19 protein-coding genes are annotated in these 22,552 nt (G+C 61.3%); 8 read left to right on the forward strand and 11 right to left on the reverse strand.

What is annotated here, in order from left to right; translation table 11 throughout:
* Positions 1 to 56: 56 nt before the first annotated feature.
* From GLP43_RS15600 to GLP43_RS15630, 7 genes are all read right to left on the reverse strand, one after another.
* Positions 57 to 833: an enoyl-CoA hydratase-related protein gene (locus GLP43_RS15600; RefSeq protein WP_237280066.1), complete on the reverse strand. Its 777-nt coding sequence runs from the start codon at positions 831 to 833 to the stop codon at positions 57 to 59.
* Between the two features lie 71 nt (positions 834 to 904).
* Positions 905 to 2,212, reverse strand: a complete 1,308-nt coding sequence (locus tag GLP43_RS15605; protein WP_237280067.1) for a TRAP transporter large permease — start codon at positions 2,210 to 2,212, stop codon at positions 905 to 907.
* Positions 2,212 to 2,718 carry a TRAP transporter small permease gene (locus tag GLP43_RS15610; RefSeq protein ID WP_237280068.1) on the reverse strand — a complete coding sequence of 169 codons (507 nt, stop codon included), beginning with the start codon at positions 2,716 to 2,718 and terminating at the stop codon, positions 2,212 to 2,214. The genes GLP43_RS15605 and GLP43_RS15610 overlap by 1 nt, the downstream gene beginning before the upstream one ends.
* 56 nt (positions 2,719 to 2,774) lie before the next feature.
* Entirely contained in the window at positions 2,775 to 3,785 is a 1,011-nt protein-coding gene (dctP, locus tag GLP43_RS15615; protein WP_074637004.1) for a TRAP transporter substrate-binding protein DctP, read from the reverse strand.
* Positions 3,786 to 3,863: 78 nt separating this feature from the next.
* Positions 3,864 to 4,454: a 3-isopropylmalate dehydratase small subunit gene (gene leuD / locus GLP43_RS15620; RefSeq protein WP_237280069.1), complete on the reverse strand. Its 591-nt coding sequence runs from the start codon at positions 4,452 to 4,454 to the stop codon at positions 3,864 to 3,866.
* Positions 4,451 to 5,848 (reverse strand): 3-isopropylmalate dehydratase large subunit, encoded by a 1,398-nt coding sequence (gene leuC / locus GLP43_RS15625; RefSeq protein ID WP_237280070.1) that lies wholly within the window; start codon positions 5,846 to 5,848, stop codon positions 4,451 to 4,453. Before leuC ends, leuD begins: the two co-directional genes overlap by 4 nt.
* Positions 5,845 to 6,660 (reverse strand): GntR family transcriptional regulator, encoded by an 816-nt coding sequence (locus tag GLP43_RS15630; RefSeq protein ID WP_037941484.1) that lies wholly within the window; start codon positions 6,658 to 6,660, stop codon positions 5,845 to 5,847. The genes leuC and GLP43_RS15630 overlap by 4 nt, the downstream gene beginning before the upstream one ends.
* Before the next feature lie 141 nt (positions 6,661 to 6,801).
* Here GLP43_RS15630 and GLP43_RS15635 point away from each other — a divergent pair, with 141 nt between their 5' ends.
* From GLP43_RS15635 to GLP43_RS15660, 6 genes are read left to right on the forward strand one after another with little or no spacing between them, the layout of a single operon-like run.
* Positions 6,802 to 7,368 (forward strand): tautomerase family protein, encoded by a 567-nt coding sequence (locus GLP43_RS15635; RefSeq protein WP_237280071.1) that lies wholly within the window; start codon positions 6,802 to 6,804, stop codon positions 7,366 to 7,368.
* Positions 7,365 to 9,059 carry a hydantoinase B/oxoprolinase family protein gene (locus GLP43_RS15640; protein WP_237280072.1) on the forward strand — a complete coding sequence of 565 codons (1,695 nt, stop codon included), beginning with the start codon at positions 7,365 to 7,367 and terminating at the stop codon, positions 9,057 to 9,059. The genes GLP43_RS15635 and GLP43_RS15640 overlap by 4 nt, the downstream gene beginning before the upstream one ends.
* Positions 9,056 to 11,122, forward strand: coding sequence for a hydantoinase/oxoprolinase family protein (locus tag GLP43_RS15645; protein ID WP_237280073.1), 2,067 nt, complete (start codon positions 9,056 to 9,058; stop codon positions 11,120 to 11,122). Before GLP43_RS15640 ends, GLP43_RS15645 begins: the two co-directional genes overlap by 4 nt.
* Positions 11,119 to 11,721, forward strand: a complete 603-nt coding sequence (locus GLP43_RS15650) for a cysteine hydrolase family protein (protein ID WP_237280074.1) — start codon at positions 11,119 to 11,121, stop codon at positions 11,719 to 11,721. The genes GLP43_RS15645 and GLP43_RS15650 overlap by 4 nt, the downstream gene beginning before the upstream one ends.
* Positions 11,718 to 12,578: an isocitrate lyase/PEP mutase family protein gene (locus GLP43_RS15655; RefSeq protein WP_009824166.1), complete on the forward strand. Its 861-nt coding sequence runs from the start codon at positions 11,718 to 11,720 to the stop codon at positions 12,576 to 12,578. The genes GLP43_RS15650 and GLP43_RS15655 overlap by 4 nt, the downstream gene beginning before the upstream one ends.
* Positions 12,565 to 13,944 (forward strand): FAD-dependent oxidoreductase, encoded by a 1,380-nt coding sequence (locus GLP43_RS15660; RefSeq protein ID WP_237280075.1) that lies wholly within the window; start codon positions 12,565 to 12,567, stop codon positions 13,942 to 13,944. Before GLP43_RS15655 ends, GLP43_RS15660 begins: the two co-directional genes overlap by 14 nt.
* Here the strand turns inward: GLP43_RS15660 and GLP43_RS15665 are convergent.
* On the reverse strand, positions 13,941 to 14,819 hold the full coding sequence (locus GLP43_RS15665) for a glycosyltransferase family 2 protein (RefSeq protein ID WP_237280076.1): 879 nt from the start codon (positions 14,817 to 14,819) through the stop codon (positions 13,941 to 13,943). The genes GLP43_RS15660 and GLP43_RS15665 overlap by 4 nt on opposite strands.
* 170 nt (positions 14,820 to 14,989) lie before the next feature.
* On the opposite strand from GLP43_RS15665, the gene GLP43_RS15670 reads away from it, so the two are divergent.
* Both GLP43_RS15670 and GLP43_RS15675 read left to right on the forward strand, forming a co-directional pair.
* The gene (locus tag GLP43_RS15670) at positions 14,990 to 15,739 is read left to right on the forward strand and encodes a helix-turn-helix transcriptional regulator (RefSeq protein WP_237280077.1); all 750 of its coding nucleotides are present in this window, start codon (positions 14,990 to 14,992) and stop codon (positions 15,737 to 15,739) included.
* A gap of 396 nt (positions 15,740 to 16,135) precedes the next feature.
* Entirely contained in the window at positions 16,136 to 17,926 is a 1,791-nt protein-coding gene (locus GLP43_RS15675) for a Hint domain-containing protein (protein WP_237280078.1), read from the forward strand.
* Positions 17,927 to 18,000: 74 nt separating this feature from the next.
* Here GLP43_RS15675 and GLP43_RS15680 read toward each other — a convergent pair whose 3' ends face one another.
* The 3 genes from GLP43_RS15680 to GLP43_RS15690 are packed head-to-tail and all read right to left on the reverse strand — an operon-like array spanning position 18,001 to position 22,326.
* Positions 18,001 to 19,017 (reverse strand): siderophore-interacting protein, encoded by a 1,017-nt coding sequence (locus tag GLP43_RS15680; RefSeq protein WP_237280079.1) that lies wholly within the window; start codon positions 19,015 to 19,017, stop codon positions 18,001 to 18,003.
* Positions 19,010 to 20,233 (reverse strand): MFS transporter, encoded by a 1,224-nt coding sequence (locus GLP43_RS15685; protein ID WP_237280080.1) that lies wholly within the window; start codon positions 20,231 to 20,233, stop codon positions 19,010 to 19,012. Before GLP43_RS15685 ends, GLP43_RS15680 begins: the two co-directional genes overlap by 8 nt.
* On the reverse strand, positions 20,233 to 22,326 hold the full coding sequence (locus tag GLP43_RS15690) for a TonB-dependent siderophore receptor (protein ID WP_237280081.1): 2,094 nt from the start codon (positions 22,324 to 22,326) through the stop codon (positions 20,233 to 20,235). Before GLP43_RS15690 ends, GLP43_RS15685 begins: the two co-directional genes overlap by 1 nt.
* Positions 22,327 to 22,552: the final 226 nt, after the last annotated feature.

Consider the following 22,552-nt stretch of genomic DNA (forward strand, 5'->3'; position numbering starts at 1 on the left):
CCAAGGGACCGACACCCGCAGGAACCAGAGGGGCCACAGCCCCCTTAAGCAACAGATCACCCATTAAAGCGGGGTGCCCGTTTTTCAAGGAACGCGGCCACGCCCTCTTTGAAGTCTGGGGTATTCCCCGCTTCTTTCTGCCACTTGCGCTCGTTCGCCAGTGCGGTGGCAAAATCAGTGTCGGCAGCGCTCCACGCGGCTTTGCGGATCAAGGCAAGGCTGCGCACCGGCCCGTTCGCCAGTTTGATCGCGATCTCAAGCGCGGTGGCGTCAACCGCGTCATTCTCGACCAGCCGCGTCACCAGCCCCCAGTCAAACGCCGTCGGCGCGGGAATTTTCTCGGCCAGCAGCATCATCTCCATCGCGCGCACGCGCCCCACGGCGCGTGTCAGCAACCACGTCGCCCCGCCATCGGGGATCAGCCCGATCCGCGCAAAGGCTTCAAGGAAATAGGCATCACGTCCGGCGACAATCACATCACAGGCCAGCGCAATCGACGCGCCCACACCGGCGACCGCCCCCTGCACGGCAGAGACCACGGGCACCGGCAGATCGCGAAGCGTCATCATCAGTGGGTTGTAGGCATTTTCCAGCGCGGCACCCGCGTCGAGCTCTTTGCCGCTTTCGATCGTCCCTTGCTTGAGGTTCGCGCCCGCAGAAAACGCGCGCGGCGACCCCGCCAAGACAATCGCCCGCGCCGTCTGCGATTCCTGTTGCAGCAGGTCACGCAGCTTTAGCGCCATGGCCGATGTCAGCGCGTTCATCGTCTCGGCATCATCGAGCCGCAGCACTGTCACCGGCCCGTGCCGTTCGACCTTGATCTTATCCGTCATCCTGCTCTCCTCCCACGCATTCTACGGTCTGTGTCGGGGTATCCCACCACGGGAACAGCGCGCGGTAAAGGCTACATCCCCGGCAACCACAGTGCCAGTTGAGGAAACAGGATCAGCAAGAACACCAGCAGCACCGAGCATCCCATATAGGGGAAGGCAGATCCGTAAATCTCGCGCATGGTTGTGCCTTTGGGGGCGACGCCCTTCATCACAAAGAGCAGCAAGCCAAAGGGCGGTGTGGTGAAACTGATCTCAAGCGCCAGCAGGATCACCAGACCGAACCACACTGGATCAAATCCCAGCGTTGTGGCGAGCGGGAAAAAGATCGGTACGGTCAGCAACATCATTGATATCTGCTCCATGAACATACCCAGCAGCAGCAGTACCCCGAACATCACCAGCAGCATCGCCACAGGGGCCAGATCAAACGACGTCGCCCATCGGATCAACCCGCTGGAGGCACCGGAAAACGCCAGCAGCTGGCTGAAGGTGGCCGACCCAAAGACGATGAGATAGGCCATCAGGGTCACCCGCATCGCGCCGATCACCGATTTCTTCATCGCCTCCCATGTGAGGCAACGGAAGGCCACGGCCAAGATCAACACGCCGAGCGCCCCGAATGCCGCGGCCTCGGACGGGGTGATCAGCCCGCCCACCATGCCAATCACGATCACGACCATGACAGACAGCATGGGCACCACATCGCCGAAAAACAGGCGCATCTTCTGGCCAAAGCGCAGGTCTTCAACCTCGTAAGCGGGGGCGGCGTCGGGATCGATCCGGGTCTGAATATAGATTGTCGCGATATAGAAGCTGGCCAGGATGAGCCCCGGAATGATCCCCGCGATCAACAATGCGCCCACATCGATCCGCGCCAAGGTTGCCAACAACACGGCCAGCGCCGAGGGCGGGATGATAATCGCCAGACCACCCGTGCCAAGGATCGGACCGATGGACATATGCTTTTTATACCCGCGTTCCGTCATTTCAGGTACCATCAGGCTGCCCAGCAACGCGGTGGAGCCCATGGACGACCCAGACAGCGTTGAAAACGCGGTGCCGCCCAGAACCGTGACATAGGACAGCCGCCCCGGCAGCTTGCCCAGCAAACGGTCGATGGCATTGAACATGCGCTTGCCCAAACCGGTGTAGAAAAAGATTTCGCCCATCAGCAAGAACAACGGGATCGGCACCAGCGCATAGTTGGTCAGCCCGCCGAACCCATTGTTCAGCAGCAGCGTGACCCCTTTGGCCCCGCCCATAAAGAACCAAGCGCCGACAATATTGGCTGCGAGAAAAGCCAAGGCAACCGGCATCCCGATGGCCATCAGCACCAGAATAGAGCCCAGCAAAAGGGCCAGCGATTCAAACCATTCCATTATTCGTGTACCCCTGCTTCGCCGGAGTGCATCAGGTCATCGCCAAAAACAAATCGGGAAAATTCAATCGCCATCAAGCCAAAGCTGACCGGAAAGGCCAGCGTCAGTATCCATTTCGGAAAGTAATACGCGCGCACATCCAGATCATTGCGCGCGATGTTGTTCAGGCACAGCTCTGCCCCTTTCCACGCCAGTATCAAGGACACGACAACACACAGCATCGCGACCAACCGGCTGACAAACCGGCGTGCCGCTTCGGGCAGCGCGGCGGTCACCAGCTCGATATGCACATGACCCTTCTCGCGTACCAGCCAAGGTGCGCCAAGCATGGTCATATACAGGATCGCATATTCAGAAGAGGTAAAGAGCCACGCAAAGGGCTGCATCCCGCTGTTGCGCATCACCACTGACAGAATGACCGAAATCATCAGCCACACCAGCATGGCCCCGGCAATCCCCGCCATCGCGTAAAGGAAACCTCTGTAAATTTGTCCGACACGCGCCATGGCTGCCCCTTTTGAACGAAAGCAGGCGCGCCCCATTAGGGCGCGCCTGATGTGGCTTACTGATTTTTCTGCGCGTCGTAGAACAGTTCTATCAGTTTGTCGTAGTTCCCGTCGCCTTGGGGGCTTTCGGCCATCAGGCCCTTCATCCGGTTCCACGTATTCTCTGTCGCCGCTGCCAGGTAGTTTTGCGCCGCTTCCCCTTCCAGCGTCACAACGGTCATGCCCGCCTCTTCAAGCTTGGCAAAGTCTTCATCACGCACCGCGCCCAGCTTCTCGGCCGAGGCTTTCTCGTGCTCGATCGCCACGTCTTGCAGGATTTTGCGTGCCTCGTCCGAGAGGGAGTTCCACTTGTCGAGGTTCACAATCGTGCCAAGGTCGGTCGAGAAGAAGCACGGTTCGATCCGGTAGTTCAGGAACTCGTTCCACTTAAGGTCAATCAGGCCGATCTGTGTCCAGCCTGTCGCATCGACCACGCCGCGTTCCAGCGCAGAATAAACCTCGGTTGTGGGCAGATCGATCACCTGCGCGCCCAGATAGTCGGTGAAGAAGGCGTTATAAACCGCGTTGCCGCGCAGCTTGAGCCCCGACACATCCAGGTTCCCCTCTGCGTCAAGGCTGGGCTCATCACGGGTCCACAGGTTGTAGCATACGCCGGAATCGAACCAGCCAAGGTATTTGACGCCCATCTTCTCTTGGTGGATCTGGTCGATCAGTTCCAACCCGCCGTTGGCGCGGGTTTCGACCGCGGTCAGGTTGGATGTGACCAGCGCGTCTTTTTCAGGCAAAGCCCCTGCGTAAAAGCTGCCCGGCGTATAGACCATATCGACCACACCCGACCGGACGGCGTCGGGCTGCTGGAACATGCCAATGGCTTCGGGGCCACCGCGCACTTCGATCTGCACAACGCCTTCACCGGCGGTGTTCACCTTGTCGACGAATTCAAGGAACGACTTGGTATAGATCAACGATTCAGGAAAAGCGTGTACCGCGGTCAGCGTCTCTTGCGCAAAAGCCGCCGTGGTCAACGCCGTCGAGGCGAGGATACCGCCAAGGATTGTCTGTTTCATCGTATATACTCCCGGTTGGTGGGGCTGTTGGACCCCGTTATGTTGCCGTCCTGTCCCTCTTGCGGGGATCAGCACGTCTTAGGATGCGGGCAATGCCCACGGGTGCGCGGCAAACCGTGCCGTGCGAAAATCTTTGATGCGGTCGTTATGCTGGGCGGTCAGGTCGATATCATCCCAACCGTTCACCAGTTTCTCTTGCCAGACGGGATCCAGCTCGAAGGTCAGGGTATGCCCCGCAATCACCGCTGCACATTTTTCCAAATCCACTGTCGCGCTGACAGCATCGGTGCCGATCGCGTCCAGCAGGGCGTCAATCTCTGCATCGCTCACACGGGCGGGCAGCAGGCCATTGTTGACAGCATTGCTTTGGAAGATGTCACCAAAGCTCGGGGCAAAGACGGCCCTGATCCCGAAATCAACCAGCGCATAGACCGCCGCCTCGCGGCTTGAGCCGCTGCCGAAGTTGCGCCGCGTGATCAACACATCTGCCCCCGCATGGCGATCCAGCACATGATCCACCGCATCCTGACGCAAGTCGTGCAATAGGAACTTGCCATAGCCGTCAGCCCGCGGCGCCGACATAAAGCGCGCCGGAATGAGCTGATCGGTATCGACGTTTTCTTGCGGCAGCGCGACGGCGGTGCCATTGATCTGTGTCCAGCCGGTCATGTGCGTCCCTCCAGCATCGGGCGCACATCGGCGAGATGTCCGGTAACTGCGGCGGCGGCGACCATGGCGGGGCTCATCAGATGGGTCCGCGCCCCGCGTCCCTGACGGCCCTTGAAGTTACGATTGGTCGAAGACGCGCAGCGTTTGCCGGCTTCGACCTGATCGCCATTCATGCCGACACACATCGAACAGCCCGATGCGGCCCATTCAAGCCCCGCTTGGGTAAAGACTTCGGCCAGCCCTTCGGCTTCGGCCTGTTTCTTGACCTGCGCCGACCCGGGCGACACCAACCCCGGCACGACGGCCTTGCGCCCCGCCAAGACTTTGGCGGCAAGACGAAGGTCTTCGATCCGGCCATTGGTGCACGATCCGATAAACACCTGATCGACTGTAATTTTGTCCAGCGGCAGTCCCGGTTCCAGCGCCATATACTCCAGCGCCGCGCGCGCTTGCGCCTGTTTGCTGCCCGACAGCTGCGCCGGATCAGGTACATGTCCGGTAATGGGCAGCGCATCTTCGGGGGAGGTGCCCCAGGTCACGGTTGGCGCGATATAGCTGGCGTTGATTGCAACCTCGCGGTCGAAACGGGCATCTTTGTCAGTCGCAAGCTGGGACCAGTCCCGCAGGGCCGCCTCCCAATCTGCGCCTTTCGGGGCAAAGTTACGCCCTTTTATATAGTCGAATGTCACCTGATCCGGGGCCACCAGCCCCAACCGCGCACCCCCTTCGATGCTGAGGTTGCACAGCGTCAGGCGCCCCTCCATGCTTAACGCGCGGACAGCGGGGCCAGCATATTCAATCGCGTGGCCGCGTGCCCCATCGGCCCCCAGTTTTGCGATCCAGTGCAGCGCCAGATCCTTGGCCGTGACACCAGCCCCCAACGCGCCGTCCACGGTGATCCGCATCGTTTTGGGGCGTTGTTGCCAGATCGTCTGCGTCGCCAGAATATGCGCCACCTCTGTCGCACCGACGCCAAAGGCCAGGGCACCAAAGGCCCCATGCGTTGAGGTATGGCTATCGCCGCAATTGATCAGCAGGCCCGGCAAGGTCAGCCCCTGTTCGGGGCCGATCACATGCACAATGCCCTGCCCCGGATCGCGCAAATCGAATAGCCGGATGCCCTGCGCCTTGGCGTTGCGCCCCAATGTGTCGATCATCCGCCGGATATCCGCCGCCATCTCGTCGGCGCGGGTGGGGGCATAGTGATCGACGACGCCAAAAGTCAGATCAGGGGCGGCGACCTTCATGCCGCGGCTCTCCAGCTTCACGAATGCATGGTGCGATCCTTCGTGCACCAGATGTCGATCAACCCAGAGCAGCGACGTGCCGTCATCGCGCCGCATCACCTCATGTGCGGCCCAAAGCTTGCCAAAGAGGGTCTGCGGCGCGGTCATTCTGCGGCACCCTTCCGGCCCGGTTTCACCACCGGCTCCCAATGACGCGCCTCGCCTGCGCCGACACGGCTCAGCGCCATTTCAAGGCGGAACATATCGGGGCGATAGAGCGCAGAGAGGTATTCAACCCCGCGTCCATCCTCATCCTTCACCACACGGTCCAGCGACAGCAGCGGCGCGCCGACACTGACCCCGAGGGCATCCGCCACATCGGGCGATGCAAGGGTCGCACTTACCGTTTGATGTGCTGAATCAACTTTGACGCCAGACCGCTCTAGCAAGCGGAAAAGTGGCGTCGTCGCCAGCTCTGCCTCTGTGTAGTTATGTGCGATATCTTCGGGCACCCAGGTGGTCAGGTGGGAAAACGGCTCCCCTTCCACCAACCTCAAACGTACCGCAACTTGCACACGCGCTTGCGCATCCAGCCCCATCGCGGTGGCCACACTGCCCGGCGCGGCACCGTAGCTAAAGGATAAAAGCCGCGCGGTGGTGTTCTGCCCCATCTCGACCAGCTGCGGCATCAATGTATTGAAATCCGCGGCAAGTGCCGGCTGCACCTTGGGCGCGCAAACAGTCGTCCCCGATCCGGCACGGCGCGAGATCAGCCCGTCACCCTCCAGCGCGTCCAGCGCACGGCGCACGGTCACCCGCGACACATCCAGCGTCACCGCCAGCTTTTGCTCACCGGGCAAAACCGCACCGGCGGCATAAACGCCGCGCATGATCTCTTCGTGCAGATGCAGGTAAACGCGCCGCGCCTTCCCCCCTTCGGGAAGCCCCCTGCCCTTCGAAGATGTGCTTTGAAGTGTCATTTGAATCCTTCCAATCCCTTCCAACCCTACAAAGAGTTTTTTCAAAAGCAAGAAATCTATCTGACAAAAATCAAATTATTTGATCTATGCACATTTAATTATCTGTATTACAAAAAATACAGATCTGACGCAGGAGGCGTTATGCCGATCATCGAGATTCATGTGCTGGAAGGGTATGACGCAGCCCAGAAAACAAGGCTGTGCAAGGCGCTGACCAATGCCGCACGCACGGTGATTCCCGCGACACCGGATGCGGTGACTGTGATGATCAAGGAAATGCCCTCCACCGATTATATGCGTGGCGGTCAGCACCGGTCGCCCGCCCCTGCCCTGCCGGATGCGCCGTCAATGGTGGCGCGATACCTGCGCGCGATGGAGATGCGCGACATCGTTACCGCCCGCACGCTTTTGGGCGACGGGTTCACCATGCACTTCCCCGGTGCCGCGCCGATGACAGAGCTTTCAGATCTGCTGGAGTGGGCCGCGCCGCGCTATCGCTTCGTCAGGAAAACCATCGCCTCGATTGACCTTGCGCCCGGCGACGGGCCGGCCACGGTTGTCTATTGCCACGGCACGCTGTCAGGCGAATGGCCCGACGGGACCGCCTTCTCCGATATTCGCTTTATCGACCGCTTCGAAGTCACCGACGGCTTCATCACCCGCCAAGACGTCTGGAATGACATCGCAGAAACAAAGGCCCAACCATGACCCAAGACATCGACCCGATTACATTGGCCGTTCTGGCCGGACGGATGGAACAGATTGCCGACGAAATGGACGCAACCCTGTTCCGCGCCGCCTTTAACCCGATCATCGCCGAAGCACATGATGCCTCGCACGGGCTGTATCATGCGGTGTCGGGCGACACGCTGGTGCAGGGCAAGTCCGGGCTGCCGATCTTTGTCGGGGTGATGTCATTTGCCGTGAAGGCGGTGATCGACAAAGCGGCCGAGAATGGCGATCTGGAAGACGGCGACATCTATATTTTCAACGATGCCCATCTGGGCGGCACGCACCTGTCCGACATGCGGTTGGTGCGCCCCTATTTTCACGACGGCAAACTGTTTTGCTATCTCGCCTCGGTCGGGCATTGGCATGATGTGGGCGGCGCGGTGCCGGGCAACTACAACCCCGCCGCAACCGATGCCTTCCAAGAAGCCTTTGTCCTGCCCCCTGTGCGTCTTGCCAAAGCGGGCAAGGTCCAGACCGATATCATCGACATCCTGATGCGCAACACCCGCCTGCCGCAATCGGCCCAAGGCGATCTGAACGGCCAGCTCGGCGCGCTTGATCTGGGCAAGAAACGTCTGGACGAGCTGCTGGCGGAATACGGTGCCGACACTGTGCGCGCGGCGTTGGATGCGCTGCAGGACCGCGCCGAAACCCTGATGCGGACAGAGCTGACAGACCTGCCAGATGGACGCTGGGAGGCAGAGGATTTTCTGGATAACGACGGCATCACCGATACACCGCTGCCGATCAAGGTCGCGCTCGAGATCAAGGGCGATCAGATGCTGCTGGATTTCACCGGCACGGCAGACCGCTGTGCAGGGCCGGTCAATATCGCGCTCCCCACGGCGGTGGCCACGGCCTATGTCGCGATCAAACATATCTTTCCCAGCCTGCCCGCCAACGCCGGTGTGATGCGCCCGATCCAGGTGAAGATCCCCGAAGGGTCGCTGCTGTCCGCCCCCTTCCCGGCGCCGGTCGGCGGCTATACCGAAACGATCCTGCGGATGGTCGATGTGATCTTTTCCGCCGCGTCGCAGGCGGCACCGGACCGCGTGGTTGCCAACGCTTATGGCACGATCAACGCGCTGTCGATTTCGGGCAAACGCGCGAATGGTCAACCTTGGGTGATGTTCAGCTTTTACGGCGGCGGGCATGGGGGCTCTCCCGAAGGGGACGGGCTGAACCACGGCAATGCGCCGATCTCCACCGCGACCATCCCCCCGATGGAGATCCTCGAATCCGCCTACCCGGTGATGTTCAAACAATGGGCGCTGCGCCCCGACAGCGCCGGTGCGGGTCAGCATCGCGGCGGCATGGGGGCCACCTACGAGATCGAAGTGCTTGAGGAATCCGCCACCGCCTTTCTGTTCGGCGAACGTGGACGCTTTGCGCCGAAAGGGGTCGCAGGCGGGGGCGACGCGGCGCTGAACCGTTTTGAGTACGAACAAGACGACGGCTGGCACGCCCCGCCTATGGCCTCGAAAATGGTGGGCATCAAGCTGCAACGCGGCCAGTCCGTACGGCTCGATACACCCGGCGGTGGCGGCTATGGCGCGCCCGCGAACCGTGCTGCGGCCGATGTGGCCCGCGACGTGGCGGGCGGCCTGCTGACACCCGATTACGCGACACAGACCTATGGCCCTGACTGGAAAGAGGTGACCCAATGACCAGCGCAAACCGCATGATCGGCGTCGATGTCGGCGGCACCTTCACCGATATTTTCGTTTTGGACGAGGCGACAGGCAGCGCGCAGGTTGCCAAGGTTCCCACCTCGCGCCCCGACCAATCGGCGGGCTTTTTGTCGGGCATCGGATCGCGGGTCGATGATCTGTCGACCGTCTCTGTCGTCGTACATGGAACCACTGCCGGCACCAACGCGCTGCTGGAACGCAAAGGGGCCAAGATCGGCGTGATCACCACGATGGGCCTGCGCGACGTGCTGGAAATGCGCCGCCGTGACCGCCCGCGCACCTGGGGGCTGCGAGGCGACTTCACGCCCGTTGTCGAGCGCGCCTTGCGCCTTGAAGTACCGGAACGGACGCTTGCCGATGGTACGATCCGTCAGGCGGTGGACCTCGACGCGGTACAAGCCGCCGCGCAAGAGCTGCTGGATCAGGGCTGTCTTGCCTGTGCGATCCTCTTTGCCAACAGCTATGCCAATGCCGAAAACGAAAGACTGGCGGTCGAAGCCGTGCGCGCCATGTGGCCGAATGCCCATGTCTCGGCCTCAAGCGAAATCCTGCCCGAGATCCGCGAGTTCGAACGGTTCTCTACCACCGCGTTGAACGCCTATCTGCAACCCGAAGTCTCGGGCTACCTCGCGCGGCTTGAAACTGCGCTGAAAGACGACGGGTTTGCAGGTGAGTTCATGATCGTGCAGTCAAATGGCGGGGTCATGGATGCGGCGACCGCAGCGCGTCTGCCCGTGCGTACTGCGCTTTCGGGTCCGGCAGCGGGGGTCATAGCCGCGGGTTACATCGCCGAAGCTGCCGGTTTTCCCGATATCATCACCGGCGACATGGGCGGCACCTCTTTCGATGTGAGCCTGATCGCCAAGGGCCAGTCGATGCTGTCGCAACAGACGTCGATCGACTTTGGCATGGTGGTCCGGTCCCCCATGATCGAGATTACAACAATCGGCGCGGGCGGTGGCTCTATCGCTTGGGTCGATAAGGGCGGCTTGCTGAACATCGGGCCGGAAAGCGCCGGGTCCACGCCCGGCCCTGTCGCCTATGGTCAGGGAAACACACGCCCCACTGTGACCGACGCCAATGTCGTTCTGGGCCGTATTGATCCCGACAACCCCATCGGCGGCAAGCTGGACCGACTGGACGTGGAGGCCGCAAAGGCTGCGATCCTTGAACACGTGGGCACCCCCCTTGGGCTGGACGCCCTCCAAGCCGCCGAGGCGATCTTGCGCGTGGCCAACAGCCGCATGGCCGGCGCGCTGCGTCTTGTCTCTATCGAACGCGGGTTTGATCCAAAACGCTTTGCGTTCATGCCCTTTGGTGGCGGTGGTGCGTTGCATTCCGGTGCCATGATGGCAGAGGTCGGTCTGGCGCGGTCCATCGTGCCGCGTTACCCGGGGGTAACATCTGCCATGGGCTGCGTCATCGCGGATATGCGGCAAGACTTTGTGCAAACCATCAATTCCACCCTGTCGGGCATCGACCTTGGGGCGCTGACCGGTTTCATGCAAGGTCACGTCGATGACGGGCTTGCCACGCTTGAAGCCGCGCGCACCCATTTTGAACGGCGCGATACGGAATTCACGCTTGATATGGCCTATCTCGGCCAGACACATACGGTATCGGTGACGCTGCCGGTGACAGTGACCGATGGCACAGTGACGCCCCCGACAGAGGACGATATCTCGGCTGCATTCGACAGCGCTTACCGCGCCACCTATGGGCGGCTGCTTGAGAATGGCACGCGACGGGTGATCAACCTGCGCTCTGCCATTACCGGACGGCGCCCGCGCTTTGATCTGTCCACGCTCGCCCCTGTCGGTGGCAGCGTTGAGGACGCGCTGAAAGGAACGCGTCAGGTACACTTTGACGGACAGTGGCACGAGACGAAGCTTTATCACCGTCTTTCCTTGCCGGTCGGTGCCGAAGTCCCCGGCCCCGCAATCCTTGAACAACCTGACACAACCGTGTTGATCGAACCCGGACTGGTCGGCAAAGTCGACGCCTACGGCAACACTCTGATCGAAAGGGCCACCGCATGACCCCTGCCACAACCGCTTTGCTGACCATCGACCTGCAAAATGACTTCCTGCATCCGGAAGGTGCCTATGGCCGTGCGGGTCAGGGAGCCGAGAGTATCCTCGCCCTGCCCGACCGGATCGCGCCGCTCAAGGCGGCGCTGACCAAGGCGGGCGGCACCTATATCTCGGCGCAGTTCACGCTGGTACCGGGGCGCGATGACGAACCGCTGATCGCCGCGCATCTCAAGAAACTGCGCCCCTTCCTGACCAAGGGCGACTTTACCCCGGGCGGCTTTGGCCACGCGCTGGTGGATACACTTGCTCCGGCGGATTTCACGATCGAGAAAGTCGCATATTCCGCCTTTTACCAGACACGGCTTGAATATGTGCTGCGCGCGATGAAGATCGACACGCTGATCATCGGCGGGATCGTCACTAACGGCGGTGTCGCCAGCACCGTGCGGGATGCGCATCTGCGCGACATCCATACGGTGCTGCTGTCGGACGGTTGCGCTGCGTTCAAACAGGACGTGCACGACGCGACGCTGACCTCGCTGGGGTCGGTGACGCAGGTGATGACCTGCGCCGAAGCCACCGCCGCTGTCGGAGGTGCCCAATGACACTGCGCCAACGCCTGACCGCCCCCGATATTCTGATCGCCCCCGGTGTCTATGACGGGCTGACCGCCGCCCTTGCCACCGACGCGGGGTTCGAGGCGCTGTATCTTTCCGGTGCAGCAGTTGCCTACACCCGTTTGGGCCGCCCCGACATCGGGCTCAGCACCGCCTCCGAGATGACCGATACGATGGCGTTGATCGCCGATCGCACCGACCTGCCGGTGATCATGGATGCAGACACCGGTTTCGGCAATGCGCTGAACGCACGTCGCACGATGCAAAGCTATGAACGCGCGGGGGCCTCTGCTTTGCAGGTAGAGGACCAGACCTACCCCAAGAAATGCGGCCATCTGTCTGATAAGTCGCTGATCCCGAAAGAGGAAATGGCCGGCAAGATCGCCGCCATGGCCGATGCGCGCCGCCACGATACGCTGATCATCGCCCGCACCGACGCCATCGCGGTAGAAGGCTTTGACGCGGCGATTGATCGCGCGGGCAGCTATATCGACGCCGGTGCCGATGTGCTGTTCATCGAGGCCCCCCGCGACAGCGGAGAGCTTTCGCGCATCGCCGATACCTTCAAGGGGCGTGTCCCGCTTCTTGCCAATATGGTGGAAGGCGGCGCGACCCCGATCTCTTCGGCGACCACGCTAGAGGATATGGGTTTCGATATCGTGATTTTCCCCGGCGGCATCGTGCGCGCTTTGGCGAAATCGGCGCAGGACTATTACGCGAGCCTGAAAGCAACCGGCTCTAACAAAGCGTTTTCCGACCGGATGCATGATTTCGACGGGTTGAATGCAGCGATTGGCACCCCCGAGATGCTGGCCCTTGGAAAGCGGTTCGATGGCAAATCCTGATATCGCCGCCCCGCCGTCGACTTTCGATCTAGAGGCCGAAACCCTGATCATCGGCGCGGGCGCCTGCGGGATGATCGCGGCGCTGGCGGCGCATGAGGCGGGTCAGGATGTGCTGCTGCTAGAGGCCGACCCGATCCCGACAGGCTCTACCGCGCTGAGCGCCGGGTTGATCCCCGCGGCAGGGACGCGCCTGCAACAGGACGCGGGGATCAGTGACAGCCCCGACGTTTTTGCCACCGACATTCAGGCCAAGGCGCACCACGAAAACGATAACGCACTGGTCGCTGCGATGGCCCGCACCGCGCCTCAGGTCATCGACTGGCTTGTCGAAACACATGGGCTGCCGTTCTCTCTTGTGCGCGACTTTGATTATCCCGGTCACAGCCAACGGCGGATGCACGGGCTGCCCTCACGGTCGGGGCGCGAATTGATCGACGCCCTGCGCGCGCGGATCGAGGCGCTTGATATCCCGCTGATCTGCAACCGCCGCGCCACCCGGCTTTATGCAGCAGGCGCCACGCTCGCAGGGGCGCAGGTATCGCTGCCTGACCAAAGCCGCGAAGATATCGGCTGCGACCGGCTGATCCTTGCGTGCAACGGGTTTGGCGGCAACCGCGCCATGGTCGCCCACCACATGCCGGATATCGCGGAGGCGATCTGGTTCGGCCATGACGGCAACCGAGGAGAGGCGATCAGCTGGGGCGAGGCGCTTGGCGCGCGCCGCCGTCATCTGGGTGCCTATCAGGGGCACGGCAATGTCGCCCACCCTCACGGCATCCTGATCACATGGGCCACGATCACCGAAGGCGGCGTTCAGGTGAATACCAGCGGCAAGCGGTTCTGGAACGAGGCGCAAGGCTACTCCGAAGCGGCGCGGGCCGTGCTGGCGCAGGCTGGCGGCGTGGCGTGGACCATATTCGACGCCCGCATCGCCGACATTGCCCGCCAGTTCGAGGATTTCAAGAACGCCGAGGCCCAAGGGGCGGTGATCACAGGGGACACGGTCGAAACACTGGCTGCAAAGGTCGGATTGCCCGCAGATGTTTTGGCAAAAACGATGACTGATATTCCGGCGGGCGGGCGTGATGCCTTTGGCCGCACATGGGGTGTTACGCCCCTTTCCGCCCCCTTCTGCGCGGTGAAGGTAACCGGCGCGCTGTTTCACACGCAGGGCGGGCTTGAGGTTGACCCGACGACGGCCAAGGTGCGCAGGGCAGAGGGTGGCACATTCGACAACCTTTATGCCGCTGGCGGCGCCGCGTGCGGAGTCTCGGGCGCGGGCGACAGCGGCTATCTGTCGGGCAACGGCCTGCTGGCCGCGGTTACTTTGGGTTTTATCGCGGGGCGCGGCACGCAAGCCGGTTAGGCATCGCCAAAGGTCGCGGCGACCCACTCCGGCAGCTTGATCCGCTGCTCGAACACTGTCGATTTCGCCCGCAGCACGTTTTCTTTGGCATCCCGCACCGGCTCCGCGCTGATCGTGGCATAGGCGTGATCGCGCGCGACCTCCCATGTCTCGTCGCGAAATCCCGCCAATCGGGCATAGAACCGAGCCGCCGTCTGGTCCGCCTCTTTCCACGCGGCACCGGGCAAGCCCCGCCCCGGCATGTTCCCCACATCGACCCGATGCTGGTTTGCGCTCTCTAGCGCGTCGATATTGGCGTATTTCAGGTGCATCAGATAGACACCGCGCGGCAGGTCAAACACCGCCGTTTCAATGCGCTTGGGCCCGACCCATATGCCGTGGCGCCACAGCCCCGTGCCGCGTTTGGTCACCCAAGCCTTGCTGTAGTGCCCCGAGAACACCGCTGTGCGCCGATGGCCAAGAGCCATTTGCCCCGCCGCGAGCACATCATCCTCCAAGGTCTCTGCCACATTGAGACCAAGCGCGAACATCGACTTTGCCGATGCCGTCTCTAACACCGCGTGCAGAGACGTATATAGTGCGGGATCGTAACAGATCAGCTCGTCCGCATCGGTGCGGATCACCCAGTCGAAAGACACGGCCAGTCCATCGGCAAAACTGTTTAGCACCTGCCCGCGTCGTCGGTCGAACCCTTCTAGCGTTTCGCGGGGCACGGTGATCACGGTCGCACGGGGGCAAAGGCTGGCGATCTTGGCGTCGGCCCCGTGGGCAACGACATAGAGGTTATCAAACCCCAGCATGCGCCCATAATGCGCGTACCACTGGGACAGCGCCCAGTAGTCTTTGTAAACCATTGTGATCGCGCAAATATTCATGGTTTCTTTCTACGCGCTTTGCGAATTTCCGAACAGGGTATTTTGACGCGCACCGGTCCGACGCCTTCGAACGCCTATATAAACAAGGCGAACCGCCTTATTCCGACCATATTTTATGTTGCTTTTTGGCGACACCCTTGCCATTATGTTGCCTAGGCCGGGGGGCGAACATGTCATTGGAAAAGCTGATCGATTTGGCGGGTGCCGCGAAAGCGGGCACGGGTGATGTTGCGTTTTGGGACAGCTGCACCCGAACCTTCGCCGATCTGGGCGTCACCGGCATCGGCTATGGCATCATTCCCTACGCCAGTGACGCGACCGTGCGCGGGTTTACCCAAGCCGGTTTCTTTCGCCACACCTACCCCGAAGACTGGGTCACCGCGGTCGAGGAACAAGCGCTGGTGGATGACGATATCTCGGTCGAGTTGATCGCCAATGGCACGGCAGAGGTGCTGTGGAACGACGCCAGTCTGCTGGACGACGCGACCGAGCCGCAACAGATGCAATCCGAGCTGGAGAATGACATCGGGATGCAGTTCGGTGCGTCTTTCGCACTAAACCGCACGCCCGCGGGTCAGGCCATCTCCGGCATCGGTCTTTGGGTGAGCGAGACACGCAGCGACCGCGAATTTGGGCTCTATTGGCAGCAACATCGCGATGCACTACGACGTTTGTCGTTTGCGATGGATGAAGGCATCCGCCGCGATCACATGAGCGTGCTGGTCAACCTCACCCCGCGCGAACGGGACTGCCTGAGCTATCTTGCCATTGGCCTGCGCCCGGCCGAGATCTGCTGGACCCTCAAGATCAGCGAAAAAACCTTCGAGAAACACATCAAGGGCGCGAAAGAGAAGCTGCGGGCCAGCACACGCGATCATGCGGTCGCCAAATCACTGGTTTTAGGGCTAATCCAACCTTAGATGGGGGTTTTCCCCCGCTTGATCTACCTTTGGGTTAGTGGCAGGTAGGACGCATAGAACGGCATCACGATTTTCTCCAAGCAGGCCGGTGAGATAGGGCATATTCACGCTGCCATTTCTCGTCATGCTGGCATTGCTTCGCAAATTATAGCTAGACCAAAGAGCGGGGTGGCAGTGATGCCGCCCCCATTTTGTATTCACCGGTCTTAAAACGTGAACCATCGCGCCGCCCACAACTGACGCGAGAGGGTCGCTACGTCAACTTATCACAAAGACGTTAAATCCGTTGCGTAAATCATTTTTACAGGCAAAGACAGCAAGGTTATTTTTCCAAGCTCGTGAAACCTTTCCCCGATAGGGACCGTGGTTCTATCTAGTAATATGCGGAGCACATCAATGGCAGCCATCAACGGTACGACTGGGACAGATACCCTTCAGGGGACGGCAGAAGACGACCAGATCGATGCAGGTGCCGGCAACGACCGCGTTTCTGGCGAAGGCGGCGACGACCGGATCGACGGTGGCGCGGGCGATGACCTGCTGTATGGCGATGCAGGCGTCGGTACGGCACCGGGCAACGACGCGTCTCCGATTACGCTGTCCTATGCCAGCCGCCTTTTCAACACAGGCAACTCTGCCGACGAAGGCGACAGCGTCTTTTATGACAACGTGGCAACGTTGGACAATGGCGGCGGCGTTTTCGCGCGGCTGGTGCTGGTCGACACCTCCAATGACGACATGCCCATTGACCTTACCGGCGGCACCGGCTTCGAGATCCTGCTGAACTCTGGTGATGGAAGCAGGAGCAGGTATGCCGGTGAAACCGCGACCTTCCGGCTCGAATTCTACGACCGTCAGCACTACATCGATACGGGCGAGTTCAAGCCGATCGCGCTAAATTCCACCGCGACCTTCAACGATCTGGATCGCAACTCCCCCGGCGATCAGGAATCCGTGACGCTGGACACCAACAGCTTCACCTCCTTCGCGACCAGCGATGACACGTCGTTGAATGTCACCAATGCCGATGGCACCGTAACCGCAGCAGGGACCGAGGCGAACTCCCCCGACGATCAGGATGCGTGGTTCTCGGGCCAGTTCGAGAACCGCGAGTTCATCGAGTTCACGCTCGAAACCCGTTCCACGCAGTCGGGCTTCACCCTGTCTGGCGACCTGATTGATGACGCCGTCGTGACCCCGATCGAAGCGGGCAATGACACCATTCTGGGCGGCGAGGGCGACGACACGATCTTTGGTCAGGGCGGGAACGACAGCCTTGATGGTGGCGAAGGCGACGATCAGATCGAAGGCGGCGACGGGCAAGATACCATCACCTCGGGCGGCGGCAATGACCGCGCCGAAGGGGGGCAAGGCTCCGACCTGTTCAACTTTACCTCGGGCGGTGATCACACCATCGTGGGCGGCGAAGATGCCGACGGAACAGATGTCGACGTTCTGAACCTCAGCGGGCTGGATCGGTCGCAGTACACGCTGACCAAAACGGGGCCTGAATCCGGCACGATCGAGTTCCGCGATGCCGACGGCAACGTGACCGGCACCACAACCTATTCCGAAATCGAAGAGGTCGTGATCTGCTTTACCCCCGGCACAACCATCGCCACGCGACGCGGCGAGATCCCGGTGCAGCAGATCAAGGTCGGCGATCTCGTCGTCACGCGGGATAACGGCATGCAGCCGGTCCGCTGGGTGGGTCGCCGCAATCTGGGGCGCGACAACCTGCTGCGCACTCCTGGCTTCAACCCCATTCGGATCAAGGCTGGTGCCTTTGGCGAAGGCGTGCCGCAGCGCGATATGATGGTCAGCCCGAACCACCGCATGCTTGTCGCCTCTGAGACGGCCGAGGTGATGTTCAGCGAACGCGAAGTTCTGGTCGCGGCGAAACATCTGGTCGGGCTCGACGGGGTCGACACTGTCACGCCGGACAAGGTCAGCTACATCCACTTGCTGTTTGACAACCACGAAGTCGTGTTTGCGGATGGCACATGGGCCGAAAGCTTCCAGCCGGGGGCACATTCGATGGCCGGTATCCAGTCCGAACAGCGTAGCGAGATCCTGTCGCTGTTCCCCGAACTCGATGCGGCTGACGGCATGTCCAACTTTGTCGCCGCGCGGCGGTCCCTGCGCGCGCACGAGGCACAGTTGCTGGTATCTGCCAGCGCCGCGTAAGCTGCGCAATCCGGTTCAACTAACGAAAAGGCAGCCCGTTCACCGGCTGCCTTTTTTGTCTCGATGACAGGGGTTTACCAAAAGGCCGAGATATAGGACCGCTCGGCCGCGCCGCCGTGCTCTTTCCACGTCTTGCGCACCTGCGTCGCCATCGCCTTTTGCCCCGCGAACCATAAAAACCCGTCCGCCGCGGATAACACCGCGTCGCAGGCCGCCTGCCCCATCGTGGCACGCTCGGCCTCGTTGGCGATGACGACTTCCAGACCGGCGTGCTTTGGCATCGGATAATGCGCGGCATCTACATGGGAGGGGTAGAGCATGATGCGCCCGGTCAGATCGGGGTTCGCCTCCATGATACGGGCGATGGCCGGAAAGGCGGTATCATCGGCAAATCCGAACACCGGGCCCGTAATCGTACAGCCGCCACCGCCCGGTCCGGCGACAAGGATTTGCGTCCCCAGTTCAACGCTGCGCGCCCAATCGGTGGTGCGCCCACCTTCGTGAATAAACAGATCAAACACCAGCAGTCCGTTTTCCCGATCCACCCGCCGCGCGGTATAGACCGGCAGATGCAGCTTGTGTTCACCCTTGGGCCAGACGGTTGCACCGTTCTCTCCGATGCGGGGCCATTGGGGGGGCTTGCCCGATTGCGCGATGCCAAGGCGGAAGTGGATCGCACTGTCAGAGAATCGCGCCACATCGCCCGCCAGCGTGACCCGCATAAACCCGCAGTCCAACATCTCGCGGTGCTGCACCGTCATCAACCGTGCGTTATCGGGCAACGCACCCTGACGTACCCCATCCGACCAGCGGATCGCCTGCGCCGCATCGGGCATGACGCTGCCGATCTGATCCACAAGACTGTCCTTCAACGTCTGCAGAAAATCGGCGCGCGCGGTCGATATCTCGGCCCTGCAATGGGCACCGGACGGGGCAAAGGCGATCCGCCCATAATAGGTGCCCACGACAATTCCCTGTACGCCATCCTGTTCGACGTGCAGGTCATGCTCTGCCGCTTCGGCCAAGGTGGCCTGACGCAGGGCGGCGAAGTTGACGCCGGGCAATTCGGTTTGTGCAGTGTGATCAGACATGGGCCATCCCCTGTTGCGGTGCGCGCTGCCCCGAGACCCGCCAGATCAGCGGCAATGCCGCAAGCGAGACGGCACAGGCCACACCAAAAAAGAAACCGTAACCAAGATGCTCGGCGATGACCCCGGCGACCATGCCCGAAACCATGCTCACCGCCGCATCCATACATTGGAACAAGGTAAAATCGACACCGCCCTGCCGCGGGTCGGACCAGTTCATGAACTGCCCGTACAGGGCGACAAACCCGAAGGCCATGACCGCCGCGCTGCTGACCATCGCAATCGGGGCCACCGTCGCGGCGGCGAAAACGCCACCCGCCGCCGACAGACCAACCACCCCGAGGATCAGCGCCTGAATCGCCACCGCGCCGGCCAGCACCACGCGGGTGCCGAAACGGCGCACCACTGCACCCCCGGTCATCGCCCCCGCAAAACCCAAGGTCAGGCTGCCGACCCCGCTGAGCAGTCCAAGCTGACCCAGATCATAGCCCGCATCGATAAAGTAAGGCCCGAACATCCCCATCGCGGTTTTCTGCGCCACGACATAAAGCGCCGCGACCAGCAAACCCTGACGCACCTCGTCGCGGGCCAAGGCGGCTCTAAGTCGCGGTTGATGCGGTCGCGCCTGCGCGGTTTTCGCCCGCGCGATGATCGCAAAGGGGACGCAGAGCACAGCAATCACCGCCGCCATACCCCAAGCTCCCACCAGCCATCCGGCGCGGTCCACGAGGATCAGGAACACTCCCCCGCCGATCGCAGCCCCCAGATAGGCACCGCCCACCTGCGCCGCGTTGCCCCAGCCGTATTGCGTATCCTTCAACGCCGCCACGGCATAGCCGTCGCAGGCAATATCGACCGTGGCCGTCGCAAAGGCCGCCACCATCAGCACCGCCAAAACAGGCAGCACCGGCGACGGGCCGATCAGCCCCACCACGAAAAGCGCCGCGATCACCACCGCAGCGCCGAATGTTACAATCGTGACCGACCGGTCCCGCCCGCCGTCGGGCAGGCGGAACCGTTCAACCCTCGGTGCCCAAAGGAACTTGAGCGCCCAAGGCAGCACCAGCACCGAGATCAACCCGATCTGGTCCAGCGGCAGGTTCTGCGCGCGCAACACCCCCGGCAGCCCGGACCATGTGACGCCCGCAATGACGCTTTGCGCGATATAGATGCCGCCGATCGCGCCGACGACACCCCAAGTTCCTCCAAGCCGCGCCATCAGAAGCGGTAGCTGACGCTGGCCGTGGCCGTGCGCCCTTCGTAGCGATAGCAATAGTCCGCGCTACAGGTCTGGTCTGTGTTGTCAAAGACGTTCTTGACGTTGATCTGCGCGCTCAGCCCGTCATAGCCGACTTCACCGAAATCATAGGACATCGACAGATCGGCAAAGACCTCGGCATCGTTCTTGTAGGTATTTGCATCGTTGCCATAGCTTTCGCCGACATAGCGCAGACCCGCGCCGAAGCCAAAGCCCTTGAACGCCCCGCTTTGCGGCTCGTAAAAGCCCCAGATCGATGCGGTGTGATGCGGTGTGGCCGACAGCTGGTTGCCCACGGTGCCGGTGGACCCTGCCTCGATCTCCATATCCAGATAGGTATAGGCGCTGGTCACGCGCAGACCATTGGCAAAGTTGAACTGGCCTTCAATCTCCAGCCCGCGCGACCGCAGGTCATAGGGCACCTGCACCTGGTTCAAGCCATTGAACGTCGCCGGATCAACTGTCTGGAAGACAACACCATCCTCTTGGCGGATGTCAAACAGCGACGCGGTGACAAGGCTTTCGGTACCTGGCAGTTGGTATTTGACGCCCACTTCCTTTTGCAGCCCGCGCGTCGGCTCTGCTGCGCGGCCACTGTTGGGATCGCTGCTGTCGTCATAGACCAGCCCTGTGGTCGGCACGAAAGAGCTCGACACATTGGCATAAACCGACAGATCGGTGTTGAACGCATAGCTCAGACCGACACGACCCGAGAACCCGTTGTGCGATGTATCGGTGCCGTTCTGATTGGCATCAAAGGTGGTCATGTCGACCCAGTCGTAGCGACCGCTAAGGAACATCGTCCAAGGGCCGGAGCTCAGCTGGTCGTGCACATAGACGCCATACTGATACATTTCCTGACCGTTGGAATAGGGTTGATCCACCGCGTCCGTGTCAGCGGCCGAGACATAGCCGACACCGCCATAATAGGCGTCATAGGACGATTGCGTATAATCGAAACCGGCCACAACCGTGTGGTCAAACGCACCGGTAGAGAAATGCCCCTCAGCGTAGGTATCGACCGAGAAATTCTCGGAGTTCTCAAGGTAATGGCCCCAGTAGCGCCCGAAACCCGTGCCCGCCGCATAGATGCCGCTGAACTCAAGATCCGCATCCACTTCGGAATACCGCAGGTTCTGGCGCAGGGTCACGCCATTGTCCATCTCGTGCTCAAGCTCGTAGCCGACGCGCCATTGTTCGTTCACAAAGTCATTATAATCAGGATCGCCGACATAAATATCAGACGCTTCGCCCTGCGACGGGTTGTAGTAAGACGCCGTGCCGCCGCGGGTTGATTCAGAATATTCTGTCAGCACGGTGATCTTGGTCCGGTCCGTCAACTGATAGGTGAAGGACGGGGCCAGCAGCGCCAGATCATCGCTATAGCCCGGCAGCGGCGTATCCGCATCCCGCGCCACACCGGTCAGACGATAGCTGAGCCGTCCGTCGGTGCCGACGGGGCCGGTGAAATCGAACGCCAGCTCTTTGCGGCTGTCTGTGCCAAAGGTCAGCTTCAGCTCGTTATATTCTTCGTCCTTGGGGCGTTTGGAAATGATATTCACCAGACCGCCCGCACCGCTGACGCCATACATCGACGACGATGGCCCCTTGAGCACGGAAACGCCCTCGAACGTGTAGGGGTGGTTCTGGAACCACGCCGACGGACCGTTCACCTGACGCAAGCCATCGCGGAACAGCCCGTCATAGTAGGCCGAGAAACCGCGCAGATAGACAGCGTCATAGCGCGAGTCGAAACCGAAATTGGTGACATTGGCGCCCGAGGTATAGCCCAAGGCGTCCAGCAGCGTGCGCGGCTCCTGATCTTCGATCTGGTCCTGCCCGACGGTGCTGATCGCTTGGGGGATGTCACGGATGGGGGTGTCGACCCGCGTGGCCTGACGCCCCGATTCGGCCACGTAACCGTTTTGCAGCAGCGTCGCATCGCTTTCCGCCTCAAGCGTGAGCGTCCCCAGATCAAGCGTATCCGCCTCCTGCGCATAGGCGGGGTGTGATGCAGCCAGCGCGGCCACCAAGGCAATCCTTGAAATTTGCATGAAATTCTGTCCCTTACTGTTTTAGTCGGAAATGAACCGCCACGCGGCTATTGTCAAACTGAAATAGTAAGGTATTCACCTGCCCGAGACCTAATCAGGTCAGCGCGTCGGGGCAAGCCGCTGCGTCACAAACTTAGCGATCACAGGCGGCATCCCGCCTACACCCATGTATTTACATAACATTTTCAAATACCCCACTAAAACACTCCCCCTTGTCGGGGCGATG

Origin of the sequence: Sulfitobacter sp. M39 (genome assembly GCF_021735935.1) — a bacterium.
GTDB lineage: Bacteria > Pseudomonadota > Alphaproteobacteria > Rhodobacterales > Rhodobacteraceae > Sulfitobacter.